This is a genomic window from candidate division KSB1 bacterium, assembly GCA_022562085.1.
In the GTDB taxonomy this organism is placed as follows: domain Bacteria; phylum Zhuqueibacterota; class Zhuqueibacteria; order Oceanimicrobiales; family Oceanimicrobiaceae; genus Oceanimicrobium.
This window is the reverse complement of record JADFPY010000031.1, coordinates 1-26,534: the sequence shown is the minus strand read 5'-3', so window position 1 is coordinate 26,534 and position 26,534 is coordinate 1. Positions and strand designations below refer to the sequence as shown.

Annotated in this window: 25 protein-coding genes; 3 read left to right on the top strand and 22 right to left on the bottom strand. The window is 42.0% G+C overall.

What is annotated here, in order from left to right:
- From IH879_04920 to IH879_04890, 7 genes are all read right to left on the bottom strand, one after another.
- On the bottom strand, positions 1-1,646 hold a 1,646-nt coding region (locus IH879_04920; GenBank protein MCH7674280.1), incomplete at its 3' end, for a TonB-dependent receptor.
- On the bottom strand, positions 1,643-2,197 hold the full coding sequence (locus tag IH879_04915) for an ECF transporter S component (protein MCH7674279.1): 555 nt from the start codon (positions 2,195-2,197) through the stop codon (positions 1,643-1,645). The genes IH879_04920 and IH879_04915, both read right to left, overlap by 4 nt.
- Before the next feature lie 62 nt (positions 2,198-2,259).
- Positions 2,260-3,042 (bottom strand): bifunctional hydroxymethylpyrimidine kinase/phosphomethylpyrimidine kinase, encoded by a 783-nt coding sequence (thiD, locus tag IH879_04910; protein MCH7674278.1) that lies wholly within the window; start codon positions 3,040-3,042, stop codon positions 2,260-2,262.
- Positions 3,043-3,080: 38 nt separating this feature from the next.
- A complete protein-coding gene (mnmA, locus tag IH879_04905; GenBank protein ID MCH7674277.1) occupies positions 3,081-4,166 on the bottom strand; it encodes a tRNA 2-thiouridine(34) synthase MnmA in 1,086 nt (361 codons plus the stop codon).
- A 64-nt stretch (positions 4,167-4,230) separates the two neighbouring features.
- Positions 4,231-5,415, bottom strand: coding sequence for a cysteine desulfurase NifS (gene nifS, locus IH879_04900; GenBank protein MCH7674276.1), 1,185 nt, complete (start codon positions 5,413-5,415; stop codon positions 4,231-4,233).
- A gap of 254 nt (positions 5,416-5,669) precedes the next feature.
- The gene (gene murQ, locus IH879_04895; GenBank protein MCH7674275.1) at positions 5,670-6,587 is read right to left on the bottom strand and encodes an N-acetylmuramic acid 6-phosphate etherase; all 918 of its coding nucleotides are present in this window, start codon (positions 6,585-6,587) and stop codon (positions 5,670-5,672) included.
- Between the two features lie 187 nt (positions 6,588-6,774).
- On the bottom strand, positions 6,775-7,626 hold the full coding sequence (locus IH879_04890; protein ID MCH7674274.1) for a hypothetical protein: 852 nt from the start codon (positions 7,624-7,626) through the stop codon (positions 6,775-6,777).
- 89 nt (positions 7,627-7,715) lie between these two features.
- On the opposite strand from IH879_04890, the gene IH879_04885 reads away from it, so the two are divergent.
- Positions 7,716-8,597: a hypothetical protein gene (locus IH879_04885; protein MCH7674273.1), complete on the top strand. Its 882-nt coding sequence runs from the start codon at positions 7,716-7,718 to the stop codon at positions 8,595-8,597.
- Between the two features lie 5 nt (positions 8,598-8,602).
- On the opposite strand, the gene IH879_04880 is transcribed toward IH879_04885, so the two are convergent.
- Positions 8,603-9,586 carry an NAD-dependent epimerase/dehydratase family protein gene (locus tag IH879_04880; protein ID MCH7674272.1) on the bottom strand — a complete coding sequence of 328 codons (984 nt, stop codon included), beginning with the start codon at positions 9,584-9,586 and terminating at the stop codon, positions 8,603-8,605.
- Positions 9,587-9,749: 163 nt separating this feature from the next.
- On the opposite strand from IH879_04880, the gene IH879_04875 reads away from it, so the two are divergent.
- Positions 9,750-10,934, top strand: a complete 1,185-nt coding sequence (locus tag IH879_04875) for a pyridoxal phosphate-dependent aminotransferase family protein (GenBank protein MCH7674271.1) — start codon at positions 9,750-9,752, stop codon at positions 10,932-10,934.
- 157 nt (positions 10,935-11,091) lie between these two features.
- On the top strand, positions 11,092-12,213 hold the full coding sequence (locus IH879_04870) for a hypothetical protein (protein ID MCH7674270.1): 1,122 nt from the start codon (positions 11,092-11,094) through the stop codon (positions 12,211-12,213).
- Here the strand turns inward: IH879_04870 and IH879_04865 are convergent.
- The 14 genes from IH879_04865 to IH879_04800 form a co-directional block, all read right to left on the bottom strand.
- A complete protein-coding gene (locus IH879_04865; GenBank protein ID MCH7674269.1) occupies positions 12,210-12,542 on the bottom strand; it encodes a hypothetical protein in 333 nt (110 codons plus the stop codon). The two genes, IH879_04870 and IH879_04865, sit on opposite strands and share 4 nt — an antisense overlap.
- Positions 12,543-13,061, bottom strand: a complete 519-nt coding sequence (locus tag IH879_04860) for a PTS sugar transporter subunit IIA (GenBank protein MCH7674268.1) — start codon at positions 13,059-13,061, stop codon at positions 12,543-12,545.
- Positions 13,039-13,302, bottom strand: a complete 264-nt coding sequence (locus IH879_04855) for a hypothetical protein (protein ID MCH7674267.1) — start codon at positions 13,300-13,302, stop codon at positions 13,039-13,041. Before IH879_04855 ends, IH879_04860 begins: the two co-directional genes overlap by 23 nt.
- 11 nt (positions 13,303-13,313) lie before the next feature.
- Positions 13,314-14,384, bottom strand: coding sequence for an NTP transferase domain-containing protein (locus IH879_04850; protein MCH7674266.1), 1,071 nt, complete (start codon positions 14,382-14,384; stop codon positions 13,314-13,316).
- A 167-nt stretch (positions 14,385-14,551) separates the two neighbouring features.
- Positions 14,552-15,769 carry an NAD(P)/FAD-dependent oxidoreductase gene (locus IH879_04845; GenBank protein MCH7674265.1) on the bottom strand — a complete coding sequence of 406 codons (1,218 nt, stop codon included), beginning with the start codon at positions 15,767-15,769 and terminating at the stop codon, positions 14,552-14,554.
- Positions 15,770-15,833: 64 nt separating this feature from the next.
- Positions 15,834-16,157: a thioredoxin gene (gene trxA, locus IH879_04840; GenBank protein ID MCH7674264.1), complete on the bottom strand. Its 324-nt coding sequence runs from the start codon at positions 16,155-16,157 to the stop codon at positions 15,834-15,836.
- Between the two features lie 50 nt (positions 16,158-16,207).
- Positions 16,208-17,776 carry a glycosyltransferase gene (locus IH879_04835; GenBank protein MCH7674263.1) on the bottom strand — a complete coding sequence of 523 codons (1,569 nt, stop codon included), beginning with the start codon at positions 17,774-17,776 and terminating at the stop codon, positions 16,208-16,210.
- A 628-nt stretch (positions 17,777-18,404) separates the two neighbouring features.
- Entirely contained in the window at positions 18,405-19,274 is an 870-nt protein-coding gene (locus IH879_04830; GenBank protein ID MCH7674262.1) for an NAD(+)/NADH kinase, read from the bottom strand.
- Between the two features lie 178 nt (positions 19,275-19,452).
- Positions 19,453-19,671, bottom strand: a complete 219-nt coding sequence (gene xseB / locus IH879_04825) for an exodeoxyribonuclease VII small subunit (protein MCH7674261.1) — start codon at positions 19,669-19,671, stop codon at positions 19,453-19,455.
- 33 nt (positions 19,672-19,704) lie between these two features.
- On the bottom strand, positions 19,705-20,934 hold the full coding sequence (locus IH879_04820; protein MCH7674260.1) for an exodeoxyribonuclease VII large subunit: 1,230 nt from the start codon (positions 20,932-20,934) through the stop codon (positions 19,705-19,707).
- 259 nt (positions 20,935-21,193) lie between these two features.
- Entirely contained in the window at positions 21,194-21,484 is a 291-nt protein-coding gene (locus tag IH879_04815) for an HU family DNA-binding protein (GenBank protein ID MCH7674259.1), read from the bottom strand.
- 93 nt (positions 21,485-21,577) lie between these two features.
- On the bottom strand, positions 21,578-23,377 hold the full coding sequence (locus tag IH879_04810) for a T9SS type A sorting domain-containing protein (GenBank protein ID MCH7674258.1): 1,800 nt from the start codon (positions 23,375-23,377) through the stop codon (positions 21,578-21,580).
- A gap of 212 nt (positions 23,378-23,589) precedes the next feature.
- Positions 23,590-24,906 (bottom strand): ribosome biogenesis GTPase Der, encoded by a 1,317-nt coding sequence (gene der, locus IH879_04805; GenBank protein MCH7674257.1) that lies wholly within the window; start codon positions 24,904-24,906, stop codon positions 23,590-23,592.
- Positions 24,907-24,912: 6 nt separating this feature from the next.
- Positions 24,913-26,190: a DUF512 domain-containing protein gene (locus IH879_04800; protein ID MCH7674256.1), complete on the bottom strand. Its 1,278-nt coding sequence runs from the start codon at positions 26,188-26,190 to the stop codon at positions 24,913-24,915.
- Positions 26,191-26,534: the final 344 nt, after the last annotated feature.

Here is a 26,534-nt window from a genome sequence, read left to right as displayed (position 1 = left end):
AATCTGAGATTTACGTAAACATAATTTTCAAACATCTGACGGCCTAAGTCCAAATAGCTGTAAATGGAAATCTCCGGCACCTGCAATCTTTTTGAGGGTCCCGGTTCGGCAACGGTTAAGTAGGAGCCAACAAAGCCAAACTCGCCGCCCTTAAAATATTTCCAGATAAATTTAAAGTCATGGCCAAGGACAGTTCTTTTATCTAAATTGGCCGGCCCAAAGTCAGCGAGATTTTTTAGTACAGTGTTTCCTATCCAGCTATCAACCTGCTGCAGAAAAACAGCTGCGTGTACTTGTACATCGTCGCTATTTAAACTGATACCTAATTCAAAACTAGAACTTGTTTCAGCCGAGAGTTCGGGATCTCCAAGAAAATCCGGGGTTGGCCAGAAGCGTTCCACAAAGCTTGGATAACGCCTCGCCCGCCGGACACCCACCCACATTTTGTTGATTTCTGTAGGTTCGTAGTAGAAAAACACAGCCGGGTTAAACCTAATTGGATAATCGTTTTTGCTCTCTAAGTTCAGTTGCAATCCCAGGCGCCATTTATCGGCCAAAAGAAAATCAGCCTGAATAAAGACCCGTCCAAACTTATCAGTATGATCTCCTAATCGAGGGCTGGAGAGGACATCTGTTTTAAATTCTGCCCCGAAACCAAAAAGGTGATTGCCCGCGATTAATTGCTGTTGAATTCTTGTGCCGATAGTCATGTTTCGAGGCTTAAATGCAACCGAATCTGCAATCGACTGCTCTTGAATTGTTGAAAAAAACAAACTGGCATTAAGGAGTTTATTCTCTTCCGAAAGACTTCCCAGTTTTAAAGACAGGACCTGATCAAAACGCTTGTCTTTTCGTTTGGCTCCGGATGTTAAAGGCACAAAATCCGGCAGTAAAGGCGCGGGGATTTCAAACTCATTTTTGTTTAAAAAAGCGGTGTAGTTTAATTCTATTTTTGAGTGCGGTTGAAATGAAACTCTGCCAAAAATTTTGGAGCCGGTATGAGTTCTGTTAAATTCAAATCCATCGAATTCCTGGCGCTTACCCGAGAACGTGAAATTAACATTTCTTGTGATTGGCAACGCAAAAAGGATCCCCAGGTCGCTATACCCCCAACTGCCCGCCCGAAAGTTTACCTTTGAGTAAGGTTGTTTACCTTCGAATTTAAGAGAATTAACATTCAGTAAGCCTCCTGGTGATTGAGTCCCAAAAGGAGCAAAAGAATCCGCACCGCGAACGGTAAAATCTTCTATTAAATTGATCGGAATCACCGTCGTTGGTACAAAACCGCTAATCGGGTTTTCCAGGTTTAAAGCATCCAGCCAGATGCCTGTTTGCTGCGGGGTTGAGCCTCTAAAAGAAAATGGCGATACTTGGCCCAGACTGCCGTAATCAAGTGGAACAATATTAGGGAGAACCTGGACAAAATCAGCGATATCTTCAGCGATAAGTTTCTCCGTCTCCCGAGTATCGGAAACCCAAATTCCTGAGTTTGGCCTTGGCTTTATAATAAGAGTGTCCGCGCGTGGAGTTTCGGCTCCACTTACGACTGTTTCAGTGGAGTCGGTTTCTTGGGGGTAAGCAAAGTTTATGGTAAAATGAAATAAAACCAGTAAAAAATATCCTACTTGCCAATTAAAGTTTTTCAACTGATATTAACCTGTTTGAGTAAACCCATTCTAATGAGTTCCCGGCTTACAAAAGGCAAAACGAGAGCAAATATTAATACGTTGTTGACCGTAAGAATAAGATAAGAGACGATACCGCCGACAAACCAAATTTTTAATTGCTCCAGCGAAAATCCCATCGAAAAAACACTACTTGAGAACGTAAGCAGGATATAAACCCAGGTTAAAAGCAATCCCGCAACGCCAAAAGCAATCGCTCTTATCCAGAAGCGCCTTTTGCCGAGGCCTAATTTAGCATATCTGCCGCCAAGATAGCCAACCAAAGCACGGCTTAAAGCTTGAGCAATAAAAAGGGGAAGCGGAGAGATCCCGTACGGATTAAATGTTGAAAATATTGAACTGGCAATTACCCCGACCAACATGCCATTTCTTTGGCCTAACAATAATCCGGAAAGAAAAATAGTCGCGGTAAAAATCTCAATATTGTGAATTGATATAAAAAGAAAAGCTCCCGCAACAGCCAGCGCTGAGAAAACTCCGACAAGAGCAATTTCAGTAACACTTATCTTCATTTTATTAACTGGTCAAATAATGTTGGAAATAAAGAGACGAGTGATTTGAGGGGAAAAAATATTTAATCAATTTTAACAAAATGATTCAGCGGCCCTATTCCGTGGCCGATGTCAAAGTTGGTACGAATAGCCCTAGTGATATATTTCTTTGAAATCAAAATAGCTTTTTTTAATTCATGTCCCAGAGCCAAATTTGCCGCAATGGCGGCAGAATATGTACAGCCGGTGCCGTGGGTATTTTTGCTCTCGATTCGCTCGGCAAAATAATCTGTAAATTCACTGCCGTCAAATAAAACATCGACGGCATCTTCCTCCCGATGCCCACCCTTTACTAATACATTTTTTGCGCCTTGATTATAAATCACTTTTGCTGCTTCCCGCATATCGTCTTTGGTTTTGATGGGTCGTCCGGCCAGCACCTCTGCTTCGGGAATATTAGGCGTTATTAATTCCGCAAGCGGTATAATTTCTTCAATTAAGGCTTGTTGAGCATCATCTCGAAGGAGCGGATCCCCACCTTTTGAACGCATCACTGGATCAACAACTAAGTGCGGAATATCGAATTGTTCAATTGTTTTTGAAAGCGCTTGGATAATCTCAGCGTTGGAAAGCATGCCGGTTTTTGCTGCATCAACTCCGATATCTTTAACCACAGATTCCAATTGCAGCGCCACGAATTCAGGCGGCAGATTCTCCACACCCTGAACGCCTCGAGTATTTTGCGCCGTGACTGCCGTCAGAACAGACATTCCGTAACAGCCGAATGCATGGAAAGTTTTTAAATCCGCCTGCATGCCGGCGCCGCCTCCGGAATCAGAACCCGCGATGGTCAGGAGTCGTTTCATTCGTCAACAGCTTTTTTTCTCCTATGCATGAAAATGAATCATCCCTGGTGCATAACATAAGATTCAATGATACCGCCACCCACAACCAAATCATCCTGATAAAATACCACGGATTGGCCGGGGGTTACGGCTCGCTGCGGTTTTTTAAATTTAACTTCCACATTGCCATTTGATGTTGGTTGAATCCATGCAGGCGCTCCAGGAGCATTGTAACGAATCTTGGCTTCGATCTCAATTTCCTCTTTGAGAGATACAATCGAAATCCAGTTTATACTCTCAGCAACCAGACCGGAGTGAAGCAAGTCATCGTTTGAGCCAACTTTAATCCGATTATTCCCAGCATCTATTTCGGTCACGTAAACCGGCTGGCCCGTAGCAATTCCGACTCCCTTGCGCTGACCGATTGTATAAAACGGATATCCTCGATGCACGCCGAGTCGATTGTCCTGCTGATCCAGAATTTCGCCATCCTGGAGCTGGGTCTCTAATTCCGGCCGCTTCATTTGCAAATAGCGGGAATAGTCGTTATCAGGAATAAAGCAAATCTCCTGGCTCTCTTTCTTTTCAGCAGTTCTTAGTCCCAGATTGCGGGCAATCTGTCTGATCTCAGGCTTGGTGAATTCTCCAACCGGAAAGAAGGTACGCTCAAGACCTTGCTGGCGTATTCCCCAAAGTGCATAAGATTGATCCTTATGACCGTCCTTTCCCTGCTTCAAAAAATATCGGCCACTTTTTTCATCAAATGTGGCTCGGGCATAATGGCCAGTTGCAATTTTACTTGCTCCCAGCTCTTCGGCTTTCTGCAGCAAGACGCCCCATTTGATGTAAGTATTGCAGCGAACACACGGATTCGGAGTGCGGCCGTCCATGTACTCTGAAATAAAGTTGTTTGTGACCGCCGCCTCGAACTCTTCTCGAAAATTAACCATGTAATGCGGGACGCCTAACTTGTGGCAAACGGCACGAGCGTCATCCATGGTGTCAATAGAGCAGCAACCGCTGTCTTTATTGATGTTGCCGCCGACCCGGTCGTAGTCCCAAAGGTTCATAGTGACGCCAATAACCTGGTAGCCCCTTTCGTGTAGCAGGGCTGCAGCGACTGAGCTATCCACCCCGCCGCTCATGGCGACCAGTACTGTTTCTTTGTTATTTTGCTCCATACTTTGTAGTTTTATATTTTTAAATATTTTAAGCTACGATTAATTTCTTTCCCTTTTTAAGTCCCCGCAGGCGAGACACGATTTCTTGTAAAGCCTCGACTGTAAAATCTATTTCGTCAGAAGTATTGCCTCTCCCAAGACTAAAACGAATTGACGAGGTCGCTAAACCTTTAGGCAACTTCAACGCTTTTAGTACATGTGAGGGTTCAATTGTTCCGGAGCTGCAAGCAGAACCATTTGAAACCGCAATCCCTTTTAAATCCAAACTGAGTAGTAAGGAATCACTTTCAACGCCTGTAAATGAGAAATTCAAAATTCCAGGCAGTCGCTGTGTCTCATGCCCATTCAAGTAGACTTCCAGGAATGTTTGAGAAATTTTGAGATGCAAATCGTCACTAAGCTCAGTTAGCTTCTCTCTATCTTCTTGCATCGACCTACTGCAAATTTCAGCAGCTTTTCCTAAGCCGACTGCACCGGGGATATTTTCCGTGCCGGCCCGGCGGTCGCGTTCATGTTTTCCACCGTGCATGATTTTTTCGATTTGTATTCCTCTGCGAATATACAAAGCGCCGATTCCTTTCGGCCCATAAATTTTGTGACCCGAAATCGACAGCATATCGATGTTCATTTCTTTGACGTCAATGGGAATCTTGCCAAACGTCTGCACGGCATCGGTATGAAATAAGATGCCGCTATCTTTTGTAAGCGCAGCTATCTCTCGAATGGGATTAATTGTACCGATTTCATTGTTGGCGTGCATGATGCTGACCAGGCAGGTCTCCTCCCGAATTTCCTGCGCTACTTTTTCGGGCGAAACCAACCCAAACTTATCTACAGGAACATAAGTTACTTCGAAGCCGTTTTTTTCAAGGTATTTGCAGGTGTAAAGTACAGCATGATGTTCTACTGCCGAAGTCACAATGTGTTTTTTTTGACCACTGAAAAAGTTCGCCGTTCCCTTAACCGCCAGGTTATCTGCTTCAGTACCACCGGATGTGAAAACAATCTCCGAAGATTCCGCACTAATCACAGCAGCAATCTGTCGCCGCGATTCTTCAAGTGCGACTTTTGCCTCCTGCCCAAATGAATGCACGCTGGATGCATTTCCAAAATTGGCGCTGAAACAGGGCATCATGGCCTCAAGCACTTCCGGGTGAACCGGGGTGGTTGCGCAATGGTCGAAGTAGATTTTTTTTGTATTATTTGAATTCAATTCTAAACCATAGTTGAATAGCTAAAAACCGACTTCAAATATAAAAGTTATTATGCTTAATTACAAGAAAAATTCTTGGCGGGCAAGGCGATGGAGGATATTAGCTGAAAACTTTAATTTATGCAGAACTGGTAAACCTAATCGGCAAGAACCTAGGCGTTTGCCTCGCATACTCAAGATAAGGTTCTCCAAATTCTTCGGTTACGACTTTCTCTTCCTGACGCGCCAGCCCAACATAAGCAGCTACTAATGTGCTAAAGATTGTTTGAAATAGCCCCGTGTACGAAGCCATCGCTGGTTCTTAGTTTTCTTCGAGCTTCGTTTTCATCCATACAACCTAAATTCATAACGATCGCAGTTTTAACATGACCCCCGGCTTTCTTTAAAACAGCAGTCGCTTCCAGGTAATCAATTCCGGTCACCATCATCACGGTTTTTTTTGCCCTCTCCTCTAATTTACGGGAGTTCATTTGCAAGTCGACCATCATGTTGCCAAACACTTTACCCAGGCGAATCATCGCCGCCGTCGTAAGCATATTTAACACCAGCTTGGTCGCGGTGCCCGCTTTCATGCGAGTCGAACCCATGACGACTTCCGGACCGGTAACGGGACAGATGGCCACATCCACCTCGATATTTAATTCCGAACGCGGGTTGCAAGTGACATAAATTGTTTTGCCACCAATTTCTATCGCCTGCTGAATTGCCGCCATGACATAAGGCGTCCTTCGACTCGCAGCGATGCCGCAGGCTATATCCTTCTCAGTAAATCCGGCCGTGATCAAATCGTTTACTCCGGCATTTTCGCAATCCTCGCTGCCCTCTTGGGCTCTAAAAAACGCTTCATGCCCGCCCGCGATAATTCCTTGAATCATTTCAGGATCTGAACCAAAGGTTGGCGGACATTCGGCAGCATCTATAACCCCTAACCGTCCGCTTGTGCCTGCACCAACATAAAAAAGCCGGCCGCCTCGTTTAAAAGCATCTACTAAGATTTCAACTGCTTGAGCAATAAATGAGATCTCGCCCTCAACCGCTTTGGCAACGAGTTGATCTTCGGAATTGATTATTCTAAGAATTTTTTCTGTACTCTTTTTATCGATTCCTTCAGAGGCGGGATTTCTGGATTCCGTAACTAAACCTTTTAGTTCTGTAAAGACCTTTTCTTCCATGACTAGATCCTTTAAGTTGTTCAATCAATAGCTGTTTATCTAATCGACAGAAAATATAAAATAGCTGACTTAAATTCAAGAAGTAAATCCATGACTCTTTTGGCCCGAAATAAACTTATAGACGAGGTGCATTTCGGTCCATTGTTTTAGCATTTTATGATTAGCGTACATTCGCGTTAATTAGCGGTCAGTTCTTATGAGAATCAAATTTCAAAACTCTGGCAGCAAATTCCCACATAACATAAATTTCTATGGCAAATGGTAAGAACCCCAGAAACCCAAATAATGGCATTTCAAAAATTTTGGGTTCGTTCAAAAACGGAAGAGTGTAAATCCATTTTGCAGTGGCCCAGTAATTCCATAATTCCCACAGAATACCGCAAATGAGTCCTGCAAGAAACAGAGAAAAGAGCTTGTTTAATCGGCCGTTTTCCAGATCTCGGAAGAGAGACTTTCCCCCGCTGAAATAATTGATCGGATCAAGAAAAAAGATAAATCCAATCCAAACGAATCCAAACAGGTAAACGGCGACTTCCTGGGACACCAAAATCGGCACCAGTAAAAACAGAACTCCAATAGTCATAATAATATAAAGCTTGGTTTTTCTAAACGTAAATGTCCTGACTCGCAGCTTATTAAAAACTCCAAAGACATCAATCAGTTCGCTGGTTAAAAGAACCCCTGGAAAAATGGTTGCGAAAGCCCAGAAATAGCCAAAATATCGCTCCACTATATTTTCAGGCAAGCCGAAGTATTGCCAATTTTGTAAATGCAAATTGTAAGCTTCAAAAATGAGCCAGCAGCCAACAGAATAAGGCAGCATAAAAAGGAATTGCTTGAAGCGGCTGCTAATCAGTGAATTGCCAGTGACCCTGTAGATAAAAGCATCGATAAATAAAATATATCCGGTCCACATCATTGGCGTAAACCAGCTTTTGACAAATATATTATTTTTAATCAGCAAAACTCCTGGAAGGAACATTGCTAGAAGACCCACCCACCCGTAAATCTTAAAAGCATATATTTCGTTTTTATTCATTCTCTCCTCGCTTCATCGGCTATTTCTAACTCCTCAGGAACATAAAGGCTTAATGAGTTGTTCATATTAAGAAAGTTTTTCAAGCAATTATGAAAATTTACTTCAGAAAAAAAACACGAATCTCAATCAGTTGTCTTTTAATTGGACTTACTGCTGCTCTGATTTTGACCAAAACGTCTCAGGCTTATTCAAAAGAGAAAAAAGAGGCGTCAGTTGAACAGCGTGCAGAAGCAAAAGACATACTTACCGGAAAAACACCGGAACAGAAACTTTTTATTCATAGAAAATTCAATTTCATAAATAACGCTGTTACCGCAGCAACCTCTATCATAGGTTTTACAGACTCCGATCTATCCTTTGAATTAGAATCGCAGCAGCCTCTTTTATATCTCACGAAAGAAGAGCTGTACAAAATACACCCGCATGGTCCCGACCCTTTCGGCCAAGAGCTTCATCAAAAACTCAGCGACACGCCGCCGACTCTGCCGCTTTTCACGGCTTATTTATTGGGCGTTCCTGATGCCGTCAAAAAAGCTCCTAAATCTACTTTTATCCCTCATTTTTCGATACCAAGCGATACGGAAATTGACGTCTTAAAGGTATTATGGCAACGACCCGGCTCATCGTCGAGTGAAATTTATGCTCAACTGGACACGGTTACGCACGTCACCTCAGAAGATCTCCAAAGGGTATTGGAAAGCATGAGTAATCGTGATCTTTTGGTGAGAAAAAAGATTTCACCGTCATACAATTTTTCTCTGTTTGGAATCGTGTCTTTCGAGTTGAGTTCTCAAAATAGAAAGAATAAGTTATATATCTATTGGCCGATTGTCCCAAAAGGAAACTTAATTACTTATGTAGATGCTCAGAGATATTTGGCTTTAGCCTCTTCAAAAAGCAATTCAATCAAAGACCGCAAATACAGTTATCAAACATATCTCGAAGAAAAGCTTTACAGGTTAGTTCGATAAACATTTTAAAGCCAACCATTTGTCAAATACCAATCTGCGGTTTCTTTAAACCCTTCCTTTAAGCTGAACTCGGCACGAAAGCCGAGTTCCTTTTTTGCTTTGGCATTGTCACATATCCAGCTAGCTTGTTTTATTTCGCGATACTTGTCAAGACTAAAAAGGCTTGGCCGTTTAAGTAACTTGGAATAGATTTCTCCGCCACAAGATAACAAAAAAACCAAAAGCAGAGGAATTCTCAAAGTTCGAGCTTTCTTCCCAATTGAGCCGGCTAGCAAGTCACCGACTTCTTTTGCTGAATAAACCTCATCGTTGCACAAGTAATAAACTTGTCCTGCAGCTTTATCTTTTTCGGCTGCAAGAATGATCCCGTCCACCAGATCTTTTGCGTAAATAATACTTAACTGCTGAGTGCCGCCAATGATCTCGAGACACCGGCCGCGCCTGGCATATTTAAAAAGTTCAAACATATCTTTATCCCGCGGGCCATAAACAGCCGGCGGACGGATGATCGCAACCGGTATTTCTTTTGCGTTTTCGAGGACAACATTCTCTGCTTTTAATTTACTTCTACCATAATTGGAAACCGGGTGAGACGGCTCGCTTTCCGTTAGCGGCTTGCCATTTTGACTTGGGCCGCCAACTGCCAAACTCGAGATGTGAACAAACCTTTTGAGTGTGGAATTCGCCTTCATGGTTGCTTCAACTAAATTTTTTGTGCCCTGGAAGTTGCTTCTATCAAACTCCTCCTTGCTGTTAGCCTTTGTTGAGCCCGCCAAATGGAAGACATAATCCATTTCTTTTACAGCCCCCAAAAGTGACTCCGGTTGAGTGAGATCGCCTTCAACAATTTCAACTTCTAAATCCTGCAGCCATGCATTGCCGCCCCTTTTTTTTCGCAGCAAACATCTCACTTCATATTTTTTTTTCAAAAGAGCTTCTACAAGATGGCTGCCAATGAATCCTCGCGCGCCTGTAACCAATGCCTTCAATTAATTGTCTCCGGTAATTTCAATCTGATCTTAGGTAATCTTTTCTTAATAATCAAGGGTTGACCGCGTTCATTTTTGGCTTGATTTCCGTTATTGCATTCGTTATATTAAGCCCCTGTAACTTGACCCCATTTTAACCCCATTTTAAATTTAGGAGAGAGTCTTGGCGGATTTATTCGATAAATGTCGAAACTTCACCTTGGCACAAGAACTTAAGGAGCAAGGGTGGTATCCTTATTTTCAGAAGATACAATCCGGTGCCGACATGGAGGTTTTAATCGATGGTCGAAAACTCATTATGGTTGGCTCAAACAATTATTTGGGGTTGACCCAGGATCCGCGGATCAAAAAAGCTGCAATCGATGCAGTGAATGAATTTGGCTCCGGGTGCACCGGTTCCAGATATCTAAATGGAACCCTCTCCTTACATGTGGAATTAGAGGAAAGATTAGCGGAATTCATGAATACCGAGGCTGCTTTAGTCTTCTCAACGGGCTTTCAAACCAATTTGGGCACGCTTTCCACGGTGGTTGGAAAGGACGACATTATTTTTGCAGATCGAAACAACCACGCCAGTATTGTAGATGGCAACCGCCTTTCATTTGGAAGAGTGGCAAAGTTTAAGCATAACGATATGGAAGATCTAGATCGTTTGTTAGCTATGAGCAATCCAAACAGCGGCAAGTTGATTGTGGCGGACGGCGTGTTCAGCATGGAAGGAAATTTGATTGACCTGCCGGGCATCGTCAAAGTCGCAAAAAAATATGGTGCTCGTATTATGGTTGACGACGCACATTCCGTCGGCGTTTTTGGGAAAAATGGCCGCGGCACCGCAGAACACTTTGACCTGGAAAATGATGTTGATATCACGATGTCAACGTTTAGTAAATCGTTCGCCTCTCTGGGCGGCTATATTTCCGGCAAAGCAGATGTGTTGGACTATATAAAACACCATTCTCGTCCGCTAATCTTCTCTGCAAGTATGACCCCAGCTTCTGTGGCGTCAGTTCTGGCTGCTTTAAAAATTATTCAGGATGAACCGGAAAGACGAGAAAGGCTCTGGCAAAATGTTCGCAAAATGAAAACCGCATTCGATGAAATGGGATTCGACACTTGTGGCTCGGAAAGCCCGATCATTCCAATTGTGGTCGGCGAGATGCTCGATACTTTTAAGTTCTGGAAGCGTTTATTCGAAAACGGCGTGTTTGCAAATCCCGCAGTTCCCCCGGCCGTGCCCCCTGGGCAATCAGTGATTCGAACCAGCTACATGGCCACCCACACGGATGAAGATTTAAATAAAGTACTTGATATCTTTGAGAAAACAGGAAAAGATTTAGGGTTGCTTTAGAAAAAAGGGCTGAATAATTTGAATTTAAGAAATGAGGTCGTGGTTGGTTGCTGCGACCTTTTTCATTCCACATTTGATTGAAAAATCAGACGGAAGAAATAAAAGGAACTCATCCTGATTTATTGTTTGTCAGAATAGATTTAAAAAACTTTCTAAAATGAATATTGAAATCAAAACTGTCCAAACCAAGAAAGAATTGAATGCGTTTATCAAACTGCCGTGGAAAGTCTACAAAAACGATCCCCACTGGGTGCCACCCCTGATCCTTGATATGAAAAAAATTTTAAATAAAAAGAAAAACCCCTTTTTCACCCACTCGGACGCTGAGTTATTTCTGGCGCAAAAGGACGGCGAAGTTGTCGGCCGGGTTGCCGCGATTCTAAATAACAATCACAATAAGACTCACAACGAGAAAACAGGATTTTTTGGATTCTTTGAATGTATGAATGAACCGGAGGCGGCAAAAGAACTATTAAACTCTGCCGAATCCTGGGTCAAAGAAAAAGGCATGACCTCGTTTCGCGGCCCTACGAATTTTAGCACTAACGATACCTGCGGCTTTCTTACCGAGGGATTTGATTTAAGTCCGGCGATCATGATGACATACAATCCAAAATACTATCTTAATTTCATAAAAGAGTCCGGGCTCAATAAGGTTAAAGAATTTTATGCATATTATCTTCATGAGGACACGCCAATGCCGGAACGATTTACCAACTTTGCAAAAAAAACTTTACAGGATAAGAGTCTTCGCTTCCGAAACATAAATATGAAAGATTTTAAAAATGAGGTGGAAATCATACAGCAAATTTACAATGATGCCTGGGAGAACAATTGGGGGTTTGTTCCAATGGAGAAAGCGGAATTCACGCACATGGCCAAGGATTTGAAACCAGTGGTCGATCCCGATATTGTTTTCATTGCCGAAGTCAACGGCGAGCCTGCTGGATTCTCCCTTGCATTACCAGATTACAATCAAATATTGAAAAACATCAACGGTAGATTGCTGCCATTCGGAATTTTTAAACTCTTATTAAATAAAAAGAAAATCACTGCGGTGAGAGTCATCACACTGGGGGTTCGTCATAAGTTTCAAAAAAAACGCGGCCTTGCACCTGCATTTTATTACGAAACTTATATGCGGGGAATCAATAAAGGGTATTCCTCAGGAGAGTTTTCCTGGATTTTGGAAGATAATGTTTTGATGAACCGGGCGCTTGAAGGAATTGGCGCTAAAGTTTATAAGAAATATGCAATGTACGAAAAAAATATTGATTAATCATACCAATAAAGTACCCTGCCGCACCCTTCGCAATTAATAACCTCCTGATCGCTTCGGCCACGAGTAATAAGTGAGGTAGGAATCCGCATAAAACACCCCAAACAAATATCGTCCTTAACTGGTACAATTGCTCGCTTATATCTCTTCGTTAAATTTTCATAATTATAAAGCAGGGGTTTACTCAATTTTCTAACCAATTCGCTCCGTGCCTCCTCAAGTTTCTCCTTTCCGGCAACCTTAAAACCGATCTTCTTGACTTCGTCGATATCCGTTATCATAACATCAAGGTCTTGTAGAGCGACTAATAATTCTAAATGTTTAAGCATCTACTCAACTCCATTGAACACCTGAATGAATTCATCAAAAGTCTCCACTTTCTTCAGTTTATTTCTATTTTTAAGGTCGCTTAAAACTTCGACCAATTTGCCTAAAATGGGCAGGTAACGATTATTTTCGTCGTGAGGCGGCGCTAAAACCATGAAAACAAGATTAACCGGTTTCTTATCGATTGAATCAAAGTTCATTCCTTCCTCGGATTTTCCAAATGCAATCTTGACGTCCATGGCAGCCGTGGTCCTTCCGTGCGGGATCGCCACACCCTTGCCAATTCCGGTACTGCCAAGAGTTTCTCTTTTACGCAGCATCTCCAAGACGATGCTTTTCTTTCTGATTATTTTAGATTTAACAAACAGATCCGCCAATTCATCGAGTGACGCATCTTTTGTCGTGGCCTTCAGCTTTGAAACAAAAAGATCTTGGCTAAAGTAATCTAACAAGTCTTTGACTTCCATCTGTTTGTCTTTTCCTTCTTTTGCGTGGTTTTTATTGCCCCAAACGACCTGCATTGCCGATGACCTCTCTCAAAGCGGGGACCAGATATAGATTGTCTAAATCGAAATTTGCCTTTAGCTCATTTGCCATAACCATAATCTTTTGGTTGGAGCTAAGATTCTTATTGAGAATTAACTGTTTTTTTTCCTTGTATCGATAGATACCTCCCTGAAAGTCACCTTTTTCGTAACGCAACTCAACTTCTAAATCGGTCAAAAGTTTTTCGAAACTTTGTAATATATCGTCATCATGCATTTTGCCGTACCTCAGAGATATTCAGTCATCTTTTTTCTTTTTGCAATTTCAACAACATCTTTAACATCTTGAGCGCGATCCCGCGGGCAAATAAGAATAGCGTCTTCAGTTTCCACTACCATAATATCATCGAGCCCAACTACTGCAACACATTTGTTGGGAGCATCAATAAAGCAGCCTTTGCTATCTTTAATGATATGCCGGCCAATAAGAACATTTTCATCTTTATCTTTTTTATGAAGTTTGTAGACTTCATCCCAGGTTCCCAGGTCGTTCCACTCAAACTCCCCTTTCAAAACAGCAACATCCTTCGCGTGTTCCATGACACCATAATCAATGGAGATACTTTTGATCTGGCAATAAACCCGCTCGATTGTTTCATCTTGTTTCGACGTTCCTAGCGCTTTTTTAATCTCAAGCAGTCCATCGTACAAGTGTGGGATATTTTCCTCAATTTCTTTGAGAATCGTTTGCGTTTTCCAAATAAAAATTCCGCTGTTCCAGAGAAAATCCCCACTCTTTATGAATCTCTTGGCAGTCTCAAAATTAGGTTTTTCAGCAAATGTTTTGACTTTTAGGAGCTGCACGCCGTTAACATTTTCAAGCTTTTCGTTAAATTGAACATAACCATATCCCGTGGCCGGGTAAGAAGGTTTTATGCCAATAGTTACCAGGCTCTCCCTTTCAGCTGCAATCTTGGTGGCCACTTTTATGGTCTTATGAAATAATCTATTGTTCGTTATTAAATGATCTGCAGGCAAAACAACCATGACGCTCTCGGGATCCAGGTATTCCAGAAACAATGCCGAGAGTCCGATACATGGAGCCGTATTTTTGCCCTTTGGTTCGATAATGTAATTCTTTGGGGGGATAAATGGAAGTTGGTTTTTTATTTCTTTTAATTGGCTTCGAGTAGAAACCACAAACAAACGCTCATCGGGAACTAACGGTCTTAATCTATCGACTGTATTCTGGATTAATGTTTTTTTCCCATAAATATTTAAAAGCTGCTTGGGATGTTTTTCACGGCTTTTGGGCCAAAATCTCGTCCCTAACCCACCGGCCATTATAACTGCATACATTTATGCTCTCTCCTAATTAAAACCAGAAAGGCTTAACACAAAAATGCCACTGTTGGTCACAGTTTCATGGCTAACCAACAATGGCAAAGTTATGGGTGTTATTTTTCATTCAAAAAGTGATATTGGGTAAGATTTATGCTTAAAACTATGAATTCCTTTTGCCAAAATCAAGTGTTTTTCAAAATAGATTTTAACGCAGTCGAGGCTGTTTTCCTAAAAAAACCTGGAACAGAATGTGACAGCCTAAGTAATAATTTGAGACTATATTCACCCTTTAAAAGGTTTGGGATCAGTGCGCTGTCCAATTTAGCCAAAACCTTAATTCTGGCATCCCACTGCTCATCCGAATAACTCACCAACCGTTTGTTGATGAGCTCACCAATTTGAAAAATCCGCTTGTATTTCTTTTTCCACAACGCCTCGTATTTACTGAGAAACCTTGCCTCAAATCGCTTTTTTTGAACCGCTTCCCCAGCCACTTCTCCAGCCATGCGACCGATGTCAATTGCAAAACGAATTCCCTCACCCAGCAAAGTTGAAACCAAGCCCCCGGCGTCTCCCACCACCAAAACACCGTCGGTTGCGGTTTTTTTCAGGTAGATTTCACCGGGGATTAACCCGGTGTGATATTCTATTTGACTGACCTGAGAAAGCTCATGTTTAAATAAACTGGCGTCCTTAAGAAGCTTATCCAAATATCTTCGTGGGTCGATTTTATTCTCAGAATTTACAACACCGACTCCTAAACGAATTCTGTGATCTGGATGTGGAAAAATCCAGGCATATCCCGCAGGTGCCACCTGGTTGCCAAAAAGGAAGGCCACTTTATTTTGAGGCCAGTGAGGGGCAAACAAATCATATTCTGCGCCAATACCTAATTTACTAAAGCCATTCGATAAGCCGACTTTACGGGCGATTACGCTAGCAGCGCCACTGGCATCGATCACTAAAGGCGCCTCGAACAGATATTCGCCTGCTTTTTTGCGGACTTTTAAACCGCTTATCTTATTCGTTTTGTAGTGTGGTTCAACAACGGTTGAATCAACAATAATTTCTGTACCTTCAGCCGAAGCAATTTCGGCCAGGTATTGGTACAAACCGCGAATGTCTAAAATACAGCTCGGTGGAGTTTCAAATCTAAAGGCAGCCTGTTCCTTTGGTGAGATAAAAACCCCTTCCTGAATCGGGTGCATAAATCGGTCGGGGATATCTAACTTTCTTAGTTCATCGATCCAGCTGCCGCCGCTTGTATGAACCGGGTAGCCGATCTCCTTGCTTTTTTCAAATACCGCTACTTTTGCACCTGACTTCGCTGCCGTGAAAGCTGCAGACAAACCAGCCGGCCCTCCACCAGCGACAAGGACATCGTACTTCATTTGGTTCATAGTTTTGGTAAAAAAATAAGGCACCTGAATAACTCAAGTGCCTTTAAAATTTTGTTTAATTTACTTAAAGGGCAGCTTCTAATTTCGATTGAAGCTGATTCTTGGGGACCGCACCAACAATTTGATCGACCACTTCTCCGCCTTTAAAAATCAGTAAAGAAGGAATGCTGCGGACCCCAAACTTGCCGGCTGTAATTTGATTGTTGTCTATATCCAGCTTGCCGATTTTTGCCCGACCTTCAAATTCAGCGGCTAATTCCTCAACTGAAGGAGCAATCATTTTACAGGGACCGCACCATTCTGCCCAAAAATCTACTAAAACCGGTAATTCAGAGTTTATAACTTCTGAATCAAAATTATCATCTGTCAATGTTATTGGTTTTGACATATTTAAGACTCCTCAGTCTATCATTTAAAATCGACTTTTAATTTCTTTTGTTATTTTTCCGCTGACAATGCGGTAGCCTCGACAACCGGAGGAACTCTTGTCTCGGGCGATGGAGGTTGACGCGCTATCCAGTTCATCAGCAATGCTTTTTTATTTTCTACACGCTCTTTGTGCAACTGCAGAAAAGACAAGAAGGCAATATACAAAAAACCGAACTGGAACAGTGCAAAGAACGGAATTGACATATAAATTTTATTGACCAGTGCATAAACGATGCTGAACGTAAAGTAGAGCCCAAGTATTATTTCTAAAAACGGAAGGAGATTCCTTTCAGTACTGTAAATTTTGTTACTCCAATTGTCATCTTTCGATTCAATTCGAAACTTTGGGGTCCGCTTGAAATCTGTTTTAAAATTAAAAAGGGCTTCGAGGACAGCTTTGCTGTTATTGAGTGAAAGTCCGATGGCGAAAGCAATAGTCGCTGGAATATATTTTATCCTCTGCCGCCAATTCGGATAAATTTCCCACTGACAAACGAGGTAAAACAGGAAAACCGAAACAGTGGCTGAAAAGAAAAGTAATAAATAAATAGGTAAAAATTTATACATCTTAAAGTTAAACAGCATAATGGAAATTGGTACGATAAAAATCGCCGGGATGGTCATAAGTAAATAACTAAAATTACCAACCAGATGAATGCAGGCTTCCCATTTGACTTTAAGGGGCAAATCGCTTTTCACAATTCTTGGCAGCAATTTTTTCGCTGTTTGCACTGAACCTTTGGCCCAGCGGTGCTGCTGAAGTTTATAGGCGTTCATCTGTACGGGAAGCTCAGCAGGAGCAATGACATCCGGGAGGTAGACAAATTTCCAACCGTTAAGTTGCGCACGATAACTTAAATCCAGATCTTCAGTAAGAGTATCATGCTGCCACCCACCGGAAGATTCGATGGCCTTCTTCCGCCAAACCCCCGCGGTACCATTAAAGTTAAAAAATCTTCCGGAACGATTCCGCGCAGTATGCTCGATAATGAAATGTCCATCCAGAAACACCGACTGAATTTGAGTAAGCACCGAGTAATTCTGATTGATATGTCCCCATCGTGCCTGAACCATGCCGATTTTTTCGTTAACAAAGTACGGGATGGTTTTCTTTAGGAAATCTGGTTTTGGCACGAAATCAGCGTCAAAAATGGCAACAAAGTCTCCCGTTGCTTTTTTTAATCCTTCCGCAAGCGCTCCTGCTTTAAAACCGATTCGATTACTCCTGTGAATGTGTTTGATATCGACTCCACGATTTCTAAACTCTTGAGTCAAATTCCTGGCCATATTCCGAGTTTCGTCTGTAGAATCGTCCAGTACCTGAATTTCCAGGAGATGCTTGGGATAGTCCAATTTGCAAACAGTGGCGATAAGTCTTTCTACCACATATTTTTCATTATAAATCGGTAATTGTACTGTAACTCTGGGAAGAGATTCAAATTTACCCGGTTTAAATGTGGGGTGTTTCTTGTACTTCCAAAACAAATATAACAAAAAATACTTGTGGATTCCGAATAGTGCTAATATGGAAATCCCGACACCGTAAAAAACAAGCAACGCAACTTCATTTCCAGACATTAATTGTATTAACCATTTATTAGAAATAATTGAAAGCAACTAAAATAAATTAAAACTGACCACAACTTTATTCTATTCCCAAAATATTTAAGATCGTTGAGAAAGTAAAAACCGGTGGGTAAATAAACGTATAAAACAGCAAGAATATATTAAATTTGGGTAAGGAAGTCAAGCGATTTCAGTTCTTTAAAGTGGTAAATTTACAATCTAACGACCGAAATAACATGTGCCAAACATTTGAAAAACTTAAACATACCCATCAGACCCGACGTTTGGCGTCAGGTTGATTGAATTGTTGGATGGCGCAATTTCCTGATTTATTGGTCATCTTTTATTAGACGGGAGTAGTTTTCTTGCTGGAGCTACTAAGACACCGGTCGCCATGCCTGCACCAAACAACATCACATATCCACGGAACGCACTGATTCAAAAGCAGAAGAATTGATTGTGCGTACTAGACCAGGAATGATAATAACAACCATAATGATCATCAATGTGCGAAGCTTCTTTTTCACTTGTTGTTTTTCTTCCATAACATATCCTTTCATTTAAGTCTCAGAATGCTGTTTGTGTTTATTATTTTCTTCTTTAAGATGATTTATCTGATACTTGTTTTTACCTAAGCCATCTAACTTTCACGAATATCCTCTCCCCAGTTGAGTTTTGCTCGCAGCACATCATAAAAACTACGCCCGCGGTAGGAAACCAATTTAATTTGATAATCTGCCTTTTGAATGGTCGCAGTCTGTCCTTGTTTTAACTCTTTACTGACCTGACCGTCTGCGCTTAACAAAACGTTTTGCGGGGCGTACTCAATCTTAATTTTAACCACTTTGTCATCAGGAATTACTACCGGTCTGGCTCCCAATGTGTGAGGACTAATCGGATTGATAATTATCGCATTCATCGAGGGTAGCAAAATAGGCCCGCCAGCGGCCAACGAATAAGCAGTGGATCCCGTTGGCGTCGAGATTATTAAACCATCAGAAATATAAGTATTCAGGAACTCATCGTCGATAAACGTCTTAATATGTATGACCCGGGAAACCGCGCCTTTGTCAAAAACCAGGTCATTTAAAGCATGATACCGAGTTGTCTTTTCTCCTTCAACTTCAACTTGGAGCACCATTCTTTTGACGATTTGATAATGTCCCTTTAAGATCTCTTCCATGCTGGCGTAAAGCTCCTCGGGAGTCAGCTCCGCTAAGAAGCCCATCCCGCCCATTTTCACTCCCAAAATAGGCACCCCTGAATCTCCGATGGCTCGGGCCGTGGAAAGAATGGTTCCATCGCCACCAAACGAAATTACCATTTGGCATTTTTCGAAAAAATTCTTAAGGCTAGAGCGAGGACAGGACTCTTTTGGCAGGATTAAGTGCTCGGCGAGTTCATTCTCTACTATAAAATCTGCCCCGGATTTCTGAAGCCATTTAACAAATTTTGTAACGAGCGGTTTGACACTCGCTTTATCGATATTTCCTGTAAGTCCTAAAATCATTTCTCTATTTATAATTCTTTGTGCTCTCTATGCCCATTTTAATATCACCTAAATTGAGCGATTGGCTTGCGGCGATTAGCTTTTAGCTAAATAAAATTCAATCCCGAATAAGTCGGGACACGACCTAAATCTCAAGAATTAAAAGCCAAAGGCCAAAACTAATGGCAAAACGCGTATTTTAAATATCAGTAGATTTCAATTTGAAGTCAGCACCGGTTTTCACAAGCGTTTTGATCTTATCCTCGGTTTCGTTGAGTTTGGTAGAACAAAATTTGGTTAACTCCACCCCTTCTTCATAAATCTTGAGCGATTCCTCGAGAGGTAAATTTCCCTCCTCTAATTCAGCAACGATTTCTTCCAATCGTTTGATAGCTTGTTCAAAAGTCTTTTTTGGCATTCAATCCTTATTAACTTTTTTGCAGAAGATTTTTTAACCCACCACCTCATTCACAGTCCCAAATACTTTGCCCTGATAAAAATTGACTTCAATTTCGTCTTTCTTTTCCAGTTCATCGGCCTTCGAGATGAGCTTGCCATCTGAGCGGCGAAAGGTGAGGCTATAGCCGCGCTTCAGAACATTATTGTGTTCAAGAAGTCCGAGTCTTTTGCTCAGACCCTTAAGCAACTCCTTGCTCAAATCAACTTTGTGGTTCATTGATTTTCTTAGGCTCCGATTGATTTCGTCCAGTCGCTGATGGTACTGAATGACTAAATCCCGAGGCTGGCGAAAGGCATAACTGTTTTTCATGTTTTTGACTTTTTCTCTTTGATACTTTATTCTATCCAAAATAGAACCGGACATGAATTCGAGCATTTGATTAAGTCTCGCTGTTATTCCATCCTTATTCTGAACAACCAGCTCCGCCGCTGCAGAAGGCGTAGGCGCCCGCAAATCAGCGACAAAATCGCAGATGCTAAAATCAACTTCATGTCCGACTGCTGAAACCACCGGAATCTGCGAACGGAAAACCGCTCGTGCCACACTTTCCTCATTGAAGGCCCACAAATCCTCCAAGGACCCACCGCCGCGCCCTACAATTAAAACGTCAACCTGACCGTATTCATTCAATTCATCAATAGCCCGAACAATTTCCGCTGCAGCCCCCTCGCCTTGCACGCGTACCGGATTTAAGATAATCTTTATTCCGGGAAAACGCCTGCGTAAAACTGCTACTAAATCTTTGATCGCGGCGCCGGTTGGCGAAGTAACAATGCCAACCTTTTCCGGGTAAAGCGGAATCGGTTTCTTGTATTCCTCAGAAAACAAGCCCTCATCGCGAAGATGACCTTTGAGTTGTTCGAAGGCCAATTGCAGCTCCCCTAAACCTGCGGGCTTTATTTGCAGCACATCGAGTTGGTAATTCCCACGCTTTTCATAAACGGTCAACCGGGCATTCAGGACAACTTTCATGCCGTCACCAGGCGTGAAAAACAGCTCATGATTTCGCCGTCTCCACATGGCACATGAAATCTGTGCATTTTCGTCTTTCAAGGAAAAATACATATGCCCGCTGGAATGGTGATTGAAATTAGAAATCTCACCCTCAACCCAAATCTCTCTAAAGGTCGATTCCAGCAGATACCTAATTTCCTTGGTAAGATCTGTGACCGTGAGGTACTTATCCTCAACTAAGAAATCTTCAAAGCTTAGTTGTGTCATCGGTGCGAAAATAAAATTGGTGAAAAATAAAAGGCAGGCCAATTTAGACAATTCTTGTTACTCCCCACCCGACGTTAAAGAACAGAAAGATTTTGTGGATAAAAACAGGTGTCGGGAGGGGATTCAAAGGTTTGAACTAATTTATCTTACTTTACTTTTTTCTTATGTCGGTTTTTTCTAAGCCTTTTTTTCCTTTTATGTGTGGCTATTTTATGTCGCTTTCTCTTTTTACCGCTGGGCAAACTTTTTCACCTCCAATCTATTCAAACGTTTGGTTTTTATTTACTAATTTCTTCAAGTCAATCGATGCTTTAAATACCGGAGCAATTCTGTCGGGTACGTGCATTGGTTTGCCAGTCTTGGGATTTGTTGAAACCCTCTCACGGCGATGCACTGTACGAAAGCTTCCAAACCCACGGATTGTAACCGTATCGCCAGTTTGTAAGGCATAGCCTATCGTAGCAAGAAACCCATCCACAACCGCGCCGGTCTCTAACTTTGTGAGCCCGGTCCCCTCTGCCACAATATTTATAATATTTCCTTTGGTCAAAATAATCCCTCCCTGAAAATTTTAGGAATTTTCAAAAGCCTCCAATTATAAGAAAAATTAGGACAAAAGTCAATAGTTAAGGTAAACTCCAAATTATTCGTGGATTACGGCAAATTTCTTAAACTGATGAAAACCATCCTGTTTTAGTTGAAAAATATAAATCCCGGAAGCAACCATTTCATTGTTATTATCCCGACCATCCCAGGTAAAGCTTGACGGCGTCAGTGCATCAGTACCATCAGTAAGGTTAGACGTCTTGAGTACCCTCCCATCTGAGGTAAAAATCTGGACCTCGAAATCTGTTAAACTGACTGTCCCAAATCTAAAGAAAATTTCTCCATGCTGTTTTATCAAAAAAGGGTTGGGGTAAATTTCGGAAATGCCTTGCGGATCTGAACATTCTCCGGGTTCATTTTTAATTTCAAATTCAAAACTTGACATAGTTGTTGACAACAATGGCAGGTCATCTCCATCCAAAACTAAAGTGTGAATTGGAATAACTATAACCTCGGAATCAAATTGAAAGCAGTTCGTAATGACGCCATTTGAGATCTCTTCGTAGTCGTATCTGAGTACATCGACATTTCCGTCTGGTTGATCTATAATGACGCGGAGTTTCCAATTTCTCGGATTTTCGGCGCTCCCGGTTAGCGAAATGGAGCCGGAATTCATCAGCTTAAATTTATAATATTTGAATGTTGAAGCCCTGCTTGAGCCAGTAACCGACTGCAAATCGGCAAGTCCAAAACTATCAGCGAGTGAGACTTTGGGATAAGACTCGCTTTCCTCATAAAAATTATCCGGATCGGCACGGTCTCCGGTAAAATAATTCCAAACCGCAAACTCTGCAAGCTCATCCGCAAAGGTGCTGCCTCTTTCTCTCAAGGATCGGTCAATGGCCTCCATTGCAAGAATATTCGATTCCATGATTTCCCAGGGGCGGCGCAGAAGGGCACGATCTTCGAATTTTTGCTCTAAAAAGTGATTCCAAATGGCTTCGCCAAAATTACCTTCGGTGAATTGATTGAAGGGAGAATTTCTTAGTTGAAAATAGCCGGGCAGATATTGGTAGTAATCGTTGACGTCATCGTAAACTACATCTTCCATCCAAATAGAAGACAATTCGTAATAAAATATTTCGTCATTCGTCTCGAAAGTTCTGTAGCCAAACTGGATGGCATGCAAGTATTCATGAGCTATCGTCACCTGAGCTCCCGGAACCCCACTGGTAAAATGGCCGTTATTGAAATCGTTATCGATCCTGAAATAGCTTCGGAAATCATTCCGCGCCGTCCCCGCCACTTCCTCTTCGGCAAATGTTTCGCCGTAAACGCCATTCCCTAAAGATTGAATATAGACATCATATTCAGGACCGTCCACTCCGGCGTCGTCAGGAGGCTCCCGGTATCTTAAATCATTCACTTGTATCCGGAACGATAGTTCCAAAGATGCAGCAACTTCTTCGACAAAGTCGGGGATTCCATTGCTGTCACTATCAACCGCCGAAACGGAATCCCGGCCACTGGTTGCATAATGAATTTTAAATTGGCCTGTTGCGTTAACATAGTTCAAAGGAAGTTGCGGTCGAACGAAAATTTGCTTTAAAATAGATTGCTGATCCGGAGAGAATAAGTCAAGATTTCGTTTTACCTCAAGCAAAAGAAAAGTGGGGCATTTGAGTTTAGGTTCGCCGGCAACCAGTGAACGATATTCCAAAGGAATTTTTTCTTCGGATAATGTAGCTAAAGCTCCCAGAAACAGGTTCTGTAATTCTTGTTCCGTATAATTTATTGTTCTTCCGGTCGTGAATATTTGCTGGGAAAAAATTTCAGTTGTCAGAAGAGATAAAAACAGAATTAAAAAACCGGTGGTGCTGACTTTAATAGATTTCATCATTTACTCACTTTTTTGCTGTAACTATTCGGCTTTAACCGTCATGCTGAGTGCAAATTCACAAATCCCCGGCATCTCGCCCGAAGTATCTGCGCGAAGCATCTCGCGAACCCGGAAAGAGATTCTTCGCACATCAGCGCCAGTTGCGATTAGCACAAATTCGGAATTTGTGCTCAGAAAGACAACGGGGTGATAGCTTCGGCGCTGAATAGTTACTTTTTGCGAAACACCAACGAAAGCGGAACGCCGAAAAATCCGAATTTTTGCCGTAGTTGATTTTCAAGATAAGAACGATAATTTGCTTTAATTGCCTTGGGCTCATTTACGAAAAAAGAAAATACGGGGGGACGGGATTTTACCTGGGTACAATATTTAATCTTGACCTCGCGTTGGTTCATTGAAGGCGGCGCATAGCGCTTAGTCACTTCAATCAGGAATTTATTTAATACAGCGGTTTTAATTGTTTTTCCCCGTTCTTCATTTACTGATTTTGCAATATCGATAACTTTGAAAATGCGTTGTTTGGTTAAAGCCGAGATAAAAAGAATAGGTAAAAAATTAGCATTCTTCAGGCTGTCTTTGATCTCGTCCTCGTACTCTTTTGCTGTATTCGTTTCCTTTTTAATTAAGTCCCATTTATTGACGGCCAAAATTATTCCCTTGTTTAAATTGATCGCCTCTTGCAAAATTCTCATGTCTTGTAATTCCATGCCTGCGGTAGCATCAAGAATCACGATGGCCACATCACAGCGTTGGATACTCCGCAGACTTCGAACCGTGCTGTAATATTCCAGCGAATCTCTGACTTTTGCCTTTTTTCTAAGCCCGGCAGTATCGATAAGCAAAAATTCCTGACCATGGTATTTAAATACTGTATCAATCGAATCTCGAGTGGTCCCGGGGACGTCCGTGACGATTAGTTTTTCCTCTCCAAACAGCGCATTGATAAAAGACGATTTACCCACATTAGGACGCCCCACCACTGCCAGTGAGATCAGGGGTTTGTCTTTTGGCGGCGCCGAGGGTTTAGAAATCGATGGACAAGAAATAACAGCATCCAGGAAGTCTCCAACTTTTCGGCTGTGCATCGCTGAAACGGAAACAGGCTGCCCTAAGCCTAAGCGGTAAAACTCGGCACAATTTACCTCATCAGATTCTTTATCTACTTTATTAATTGTGACTAAAACTTCCCGACCGCTCTTTTTTAAAAGTTGAGCGATTTCTTCATCTAAACCGGTCGGGCCTGTTTGGGCGTCGAGTAAAAACACCACCAGATCGGCCTGGTGAATTGCGTCCTGCACCTGCTCGAATACTGCTCTTTCAATTTTATCCTCGCTGCCCGGCAAATAGCCGCCCGTGTCCATCAGGGTAAAATCTTTTCCTGCCCAATCAGTTTCAGCATATTTGAGGTCGCGGGTTACTCCGGGTTGACCATCGACGATGGCATCTCTGCTGCCAACAATCCGATTAAATAAAGTAGACTTGCCAACGTTAGGTCTACCGATTATGGCCACTACAGGTCGCAGCATTTCAAATTAATTTCCATTTTCAAAAATGCTTGAAAAATCATCCAGCGGCTCGACCGGACAATTTAATTTTGAGCTTAATTTATCAACCGTCCAATCATCGAGAAAAATCGAGTTGTCTTTTAAACAATTCGCCGGAAGATAGACTTTATCTCCCAGGTCCCGCTTCGAAAGCTGACGAAAAATGTCTTGAGCCGTTAAGAGACCGGTAATGCGAATACTTGAGCCGTAAAACTGATTTTCAACAACTTCGAGTTGAGTTCGAAAATTTTTCACCTTCTCCAAAGCAGGGAGGATCGTCTGCTTCATAAATCCACCGGCCAATGTGGCCGTTACGAACGTTGCTTTAAAAGGTTTTTGCAATTTTGCGGGGAAACCGGCTTTTTGCTTCTCAAATTCGTCGAGTAAGTAACGCACCATGCCCACGCCATTTTCTTTTTGATAAAACCCGTCGTACCGTTCAGCAGGAGGAAGGGTTTTGCCTGCCATAATATAAAACTCGTCGGCGATATAAACAAAATGTTCTCCTGTTCTTTTGAGAAAATCAGCGGCGTAGTTGTCAGCAATTTCAAGATGTTCCACCGCATAATCTTTTGTGACCGGCGTCAGTTTTTTTAAACCCCTTCGATGTTTTGTTAAACCGACCGGAACAATCGAAACGGATCTGAGATTTGGTAAAAATCGCGCCAAATCCCAAATTGTTTTCTTTAAAACCGGGCCATCGTTGATTTCAGGACAGAGTACTATTTGGGTATGAATTTCGATGTCATTGCCCGTTAAAAATTCCAGCTTTTCGAAAAGGCGATCGTCGTGCTCAATTCCGAAAAGAAATTTTCGTATTTCAGGTTCGGTTGCATGAACCGAAACGAAGATTGGAGTGAGACGCTGCCAAACGATGCGGTCCATATCTTTTTTTGACAGATTGGTTAGGGTCACATAGTGCCCCGATAAAAACGACAACCGGAAATCTTCGTCGCGAAAGTACATTGACTGGCGCATCCCGGCCGGGTTTTGGTCAACAAAACAAAATGGGCAGTCGTTGCCGCAATGCCGAATTTGGATTTCTTCGAAACCTAAGCCTAACGGGTCGTCATAATCTTTTTCGATTTCATAAAACATTTTTTGCCCGGCACGAAGTACTTCCAATTCGACCTCTTCTTCGGCGATTAAAAACCGGTAGTCAAGAATGTCTCGAACGGGATTGCCGTTTATTTTAACGACGCTGTCGCCAACTTGCAACCCAACCTCTTCGGCGATGCTGTTATTGTCAATATTTATTATTTTCATGCGTTTTCAAATCATGAAAATCAGGCTGAATATATGGAATTTAAACCAAAATTAAAAGCAGTTTTTGGAATTAAAAAAAGGAGACATGGTTAATGTCTCCTTCATCGAACCGAAGTTTTAAACTAAACTCAATTTGCTTTAAGTTATAGTTAAAAGTTTCTCATATTCGGATTTACAAAAATCATCCCTAACAGGTCTAACTCTCTTAAATAAGTTAAGAGACACATCTCCGAACATTACATCCATGAAAAATATACGTTTGGGAAAAAGCCATTCAACGCGTACAACCCACCTATCTTCTGTATCTTCAAGTGCTTTGACAACAGTTCCTTTACTCCCTTTAG

What these genes read in the sequence shown, in the direction of transcription:
- IH879_04860 (MCH7674268.1), bottom strand. Translation starts at nt 13,061, where the DNA reads ATGCAGGTCGTTTGGGGCAATAAAAACCACGCAAAAGAAGGAAAAGAC.
- trxA (MCH7674264.1), bottom strand. Translation starts at nt 16,157, where the DNA reads ATGTCAAAACCAATAACATTGACAGATGATAATTTTGATTCAGAAGTT.
- IH879_04855 (MCH7674267.1), bottom strand. Translation starts at nt 13,302, where the DNA reads ATGCATGATGACGATATATTACAAAGTTTCGAAAAACTTTTGACCGAT.
- xseB (MCH7674261.1), bottom strand. Translation starts at nt 19,671, where the DNA reads ATGCCAAAAAAGACTTTTGAACAAGCTATCAAACGATTGGAAGAAATC.
- mnmA (MCH7674277.1), bottom strand. Translation starts at nt 4,166, where the DNA reads ATGAGCGGCGGGGTGGATAGCTCAGTCGCTGCAGCCCTGCTACACGAA.
- IH879_04890 (MCH7674274.1), bottom strand. Translation starts at nt 7,626, where the DNA reads ATGAATAAAAACGAAATATATGCTTTTAAGATTTACGGGTGGGTGGGT.
- IH879_04810 (MCH7674258.1), bottom strand. Translation starts at nt 23,377, where the DNA reads ATGAAATCTATTAAAGTCAGCACCACCGGTTTTTTAATTCTGTTTTTA.
- IH879_04865 (MCH7674269.1), bottom strand. Translation starts at nt 12,542, where the DNA reads ATGCTTAAACATTTAGAATTATTAGTCGCTCTACAAGACCTTGATGTT.
- der (MCH7674257.1), bottom strand. Translation starts at nt 24,906, where the DNA reads ATGCTGCGACCTGTAGTGGCCATAATCGGTAGACCTAACGTTGGCAAG.
- IH879_04915 (MCH7674279.1), bottom strand. Translation starts at nt 2,197, where the DNA reads ATGAAGATAAGTGTTACTGAAATTGCTCTTGTCGGAGTTTTCTCAGCG.
- IH879_04800 (MCH7674256.1), bottom strand. Translation starts at nt 26,190, where the DNA reads ATGAAAATAATAAATATTGACAATAACAGCATCGCCGAAGAGGTTGGG.
- IH879_04820 (MCH7674260.1), bottom strand. Translation starts at nt 20,934, where the DNA reads ATGACACAACTAAGCTTTGAAGATTTCTTAGTTGAGGATAAGTACCTC.
- IH879_04830 (MCH7674262.1), bottom strand. Translation starts at nt 19,274, where the DNA reads ATGATTTTAGGACTTACAGGAAATATCGATAAAGCGAGTGTCAAACCG.
- murQ (MCH7674275.1), bottom strand. Translation starts at nt 6,587, where the DNA reads ATGGAAGAAAAGGTCTTTACAGAACTAAAAGGTTTAGTTACGGAATCC.
- IH879_04870 (MCH7674270.1), top strand. Translation starts at nt 11,092, where the DNA reads ATGAATATTGAAATCAAAACTGTCCAAACCAAGAAAGAATTGAATGCG.
- thiD (MCH7674278.1), bottom strand. Translation starts at nt 3,042, where the DNA reads ATGAAACGACTCCTGACCATCGCGGGTTCTGATTCCGGAGGCGGCGCC.
- IH879_04845 (MCH7674265.1), bottom strand. Translation starts at nt 15,769, where the DNA reads ATGAACCAAATGAAGTACGATGTCCTTGTCGCTGGTGGAGGGCCGGCT.
- IH879_04850 (MCH7674266.1), bottom strand. Translation starts at nt 14,384, where the DNA reads ATGTATGCAGTTATAATGGCCGGTGGGTTAGGGACGAGATTTTGGCCC.
- IH879_04835 (MCH7674263.1), bottom strand. Translation starts at nt 17,776, where the DNA reads ATGTCTGGAAATGAAGTTGCGTTGCTTGTTTTTTACGGTGTCGGGATT.
- IH879_04885 (MCH7674273.1), top strand. Translation starts at nt 7,716, where the DNA reads ATGAAAATTTACTTCAGAAAAAAAACACGAATCTCAATCAGTTGTCTT.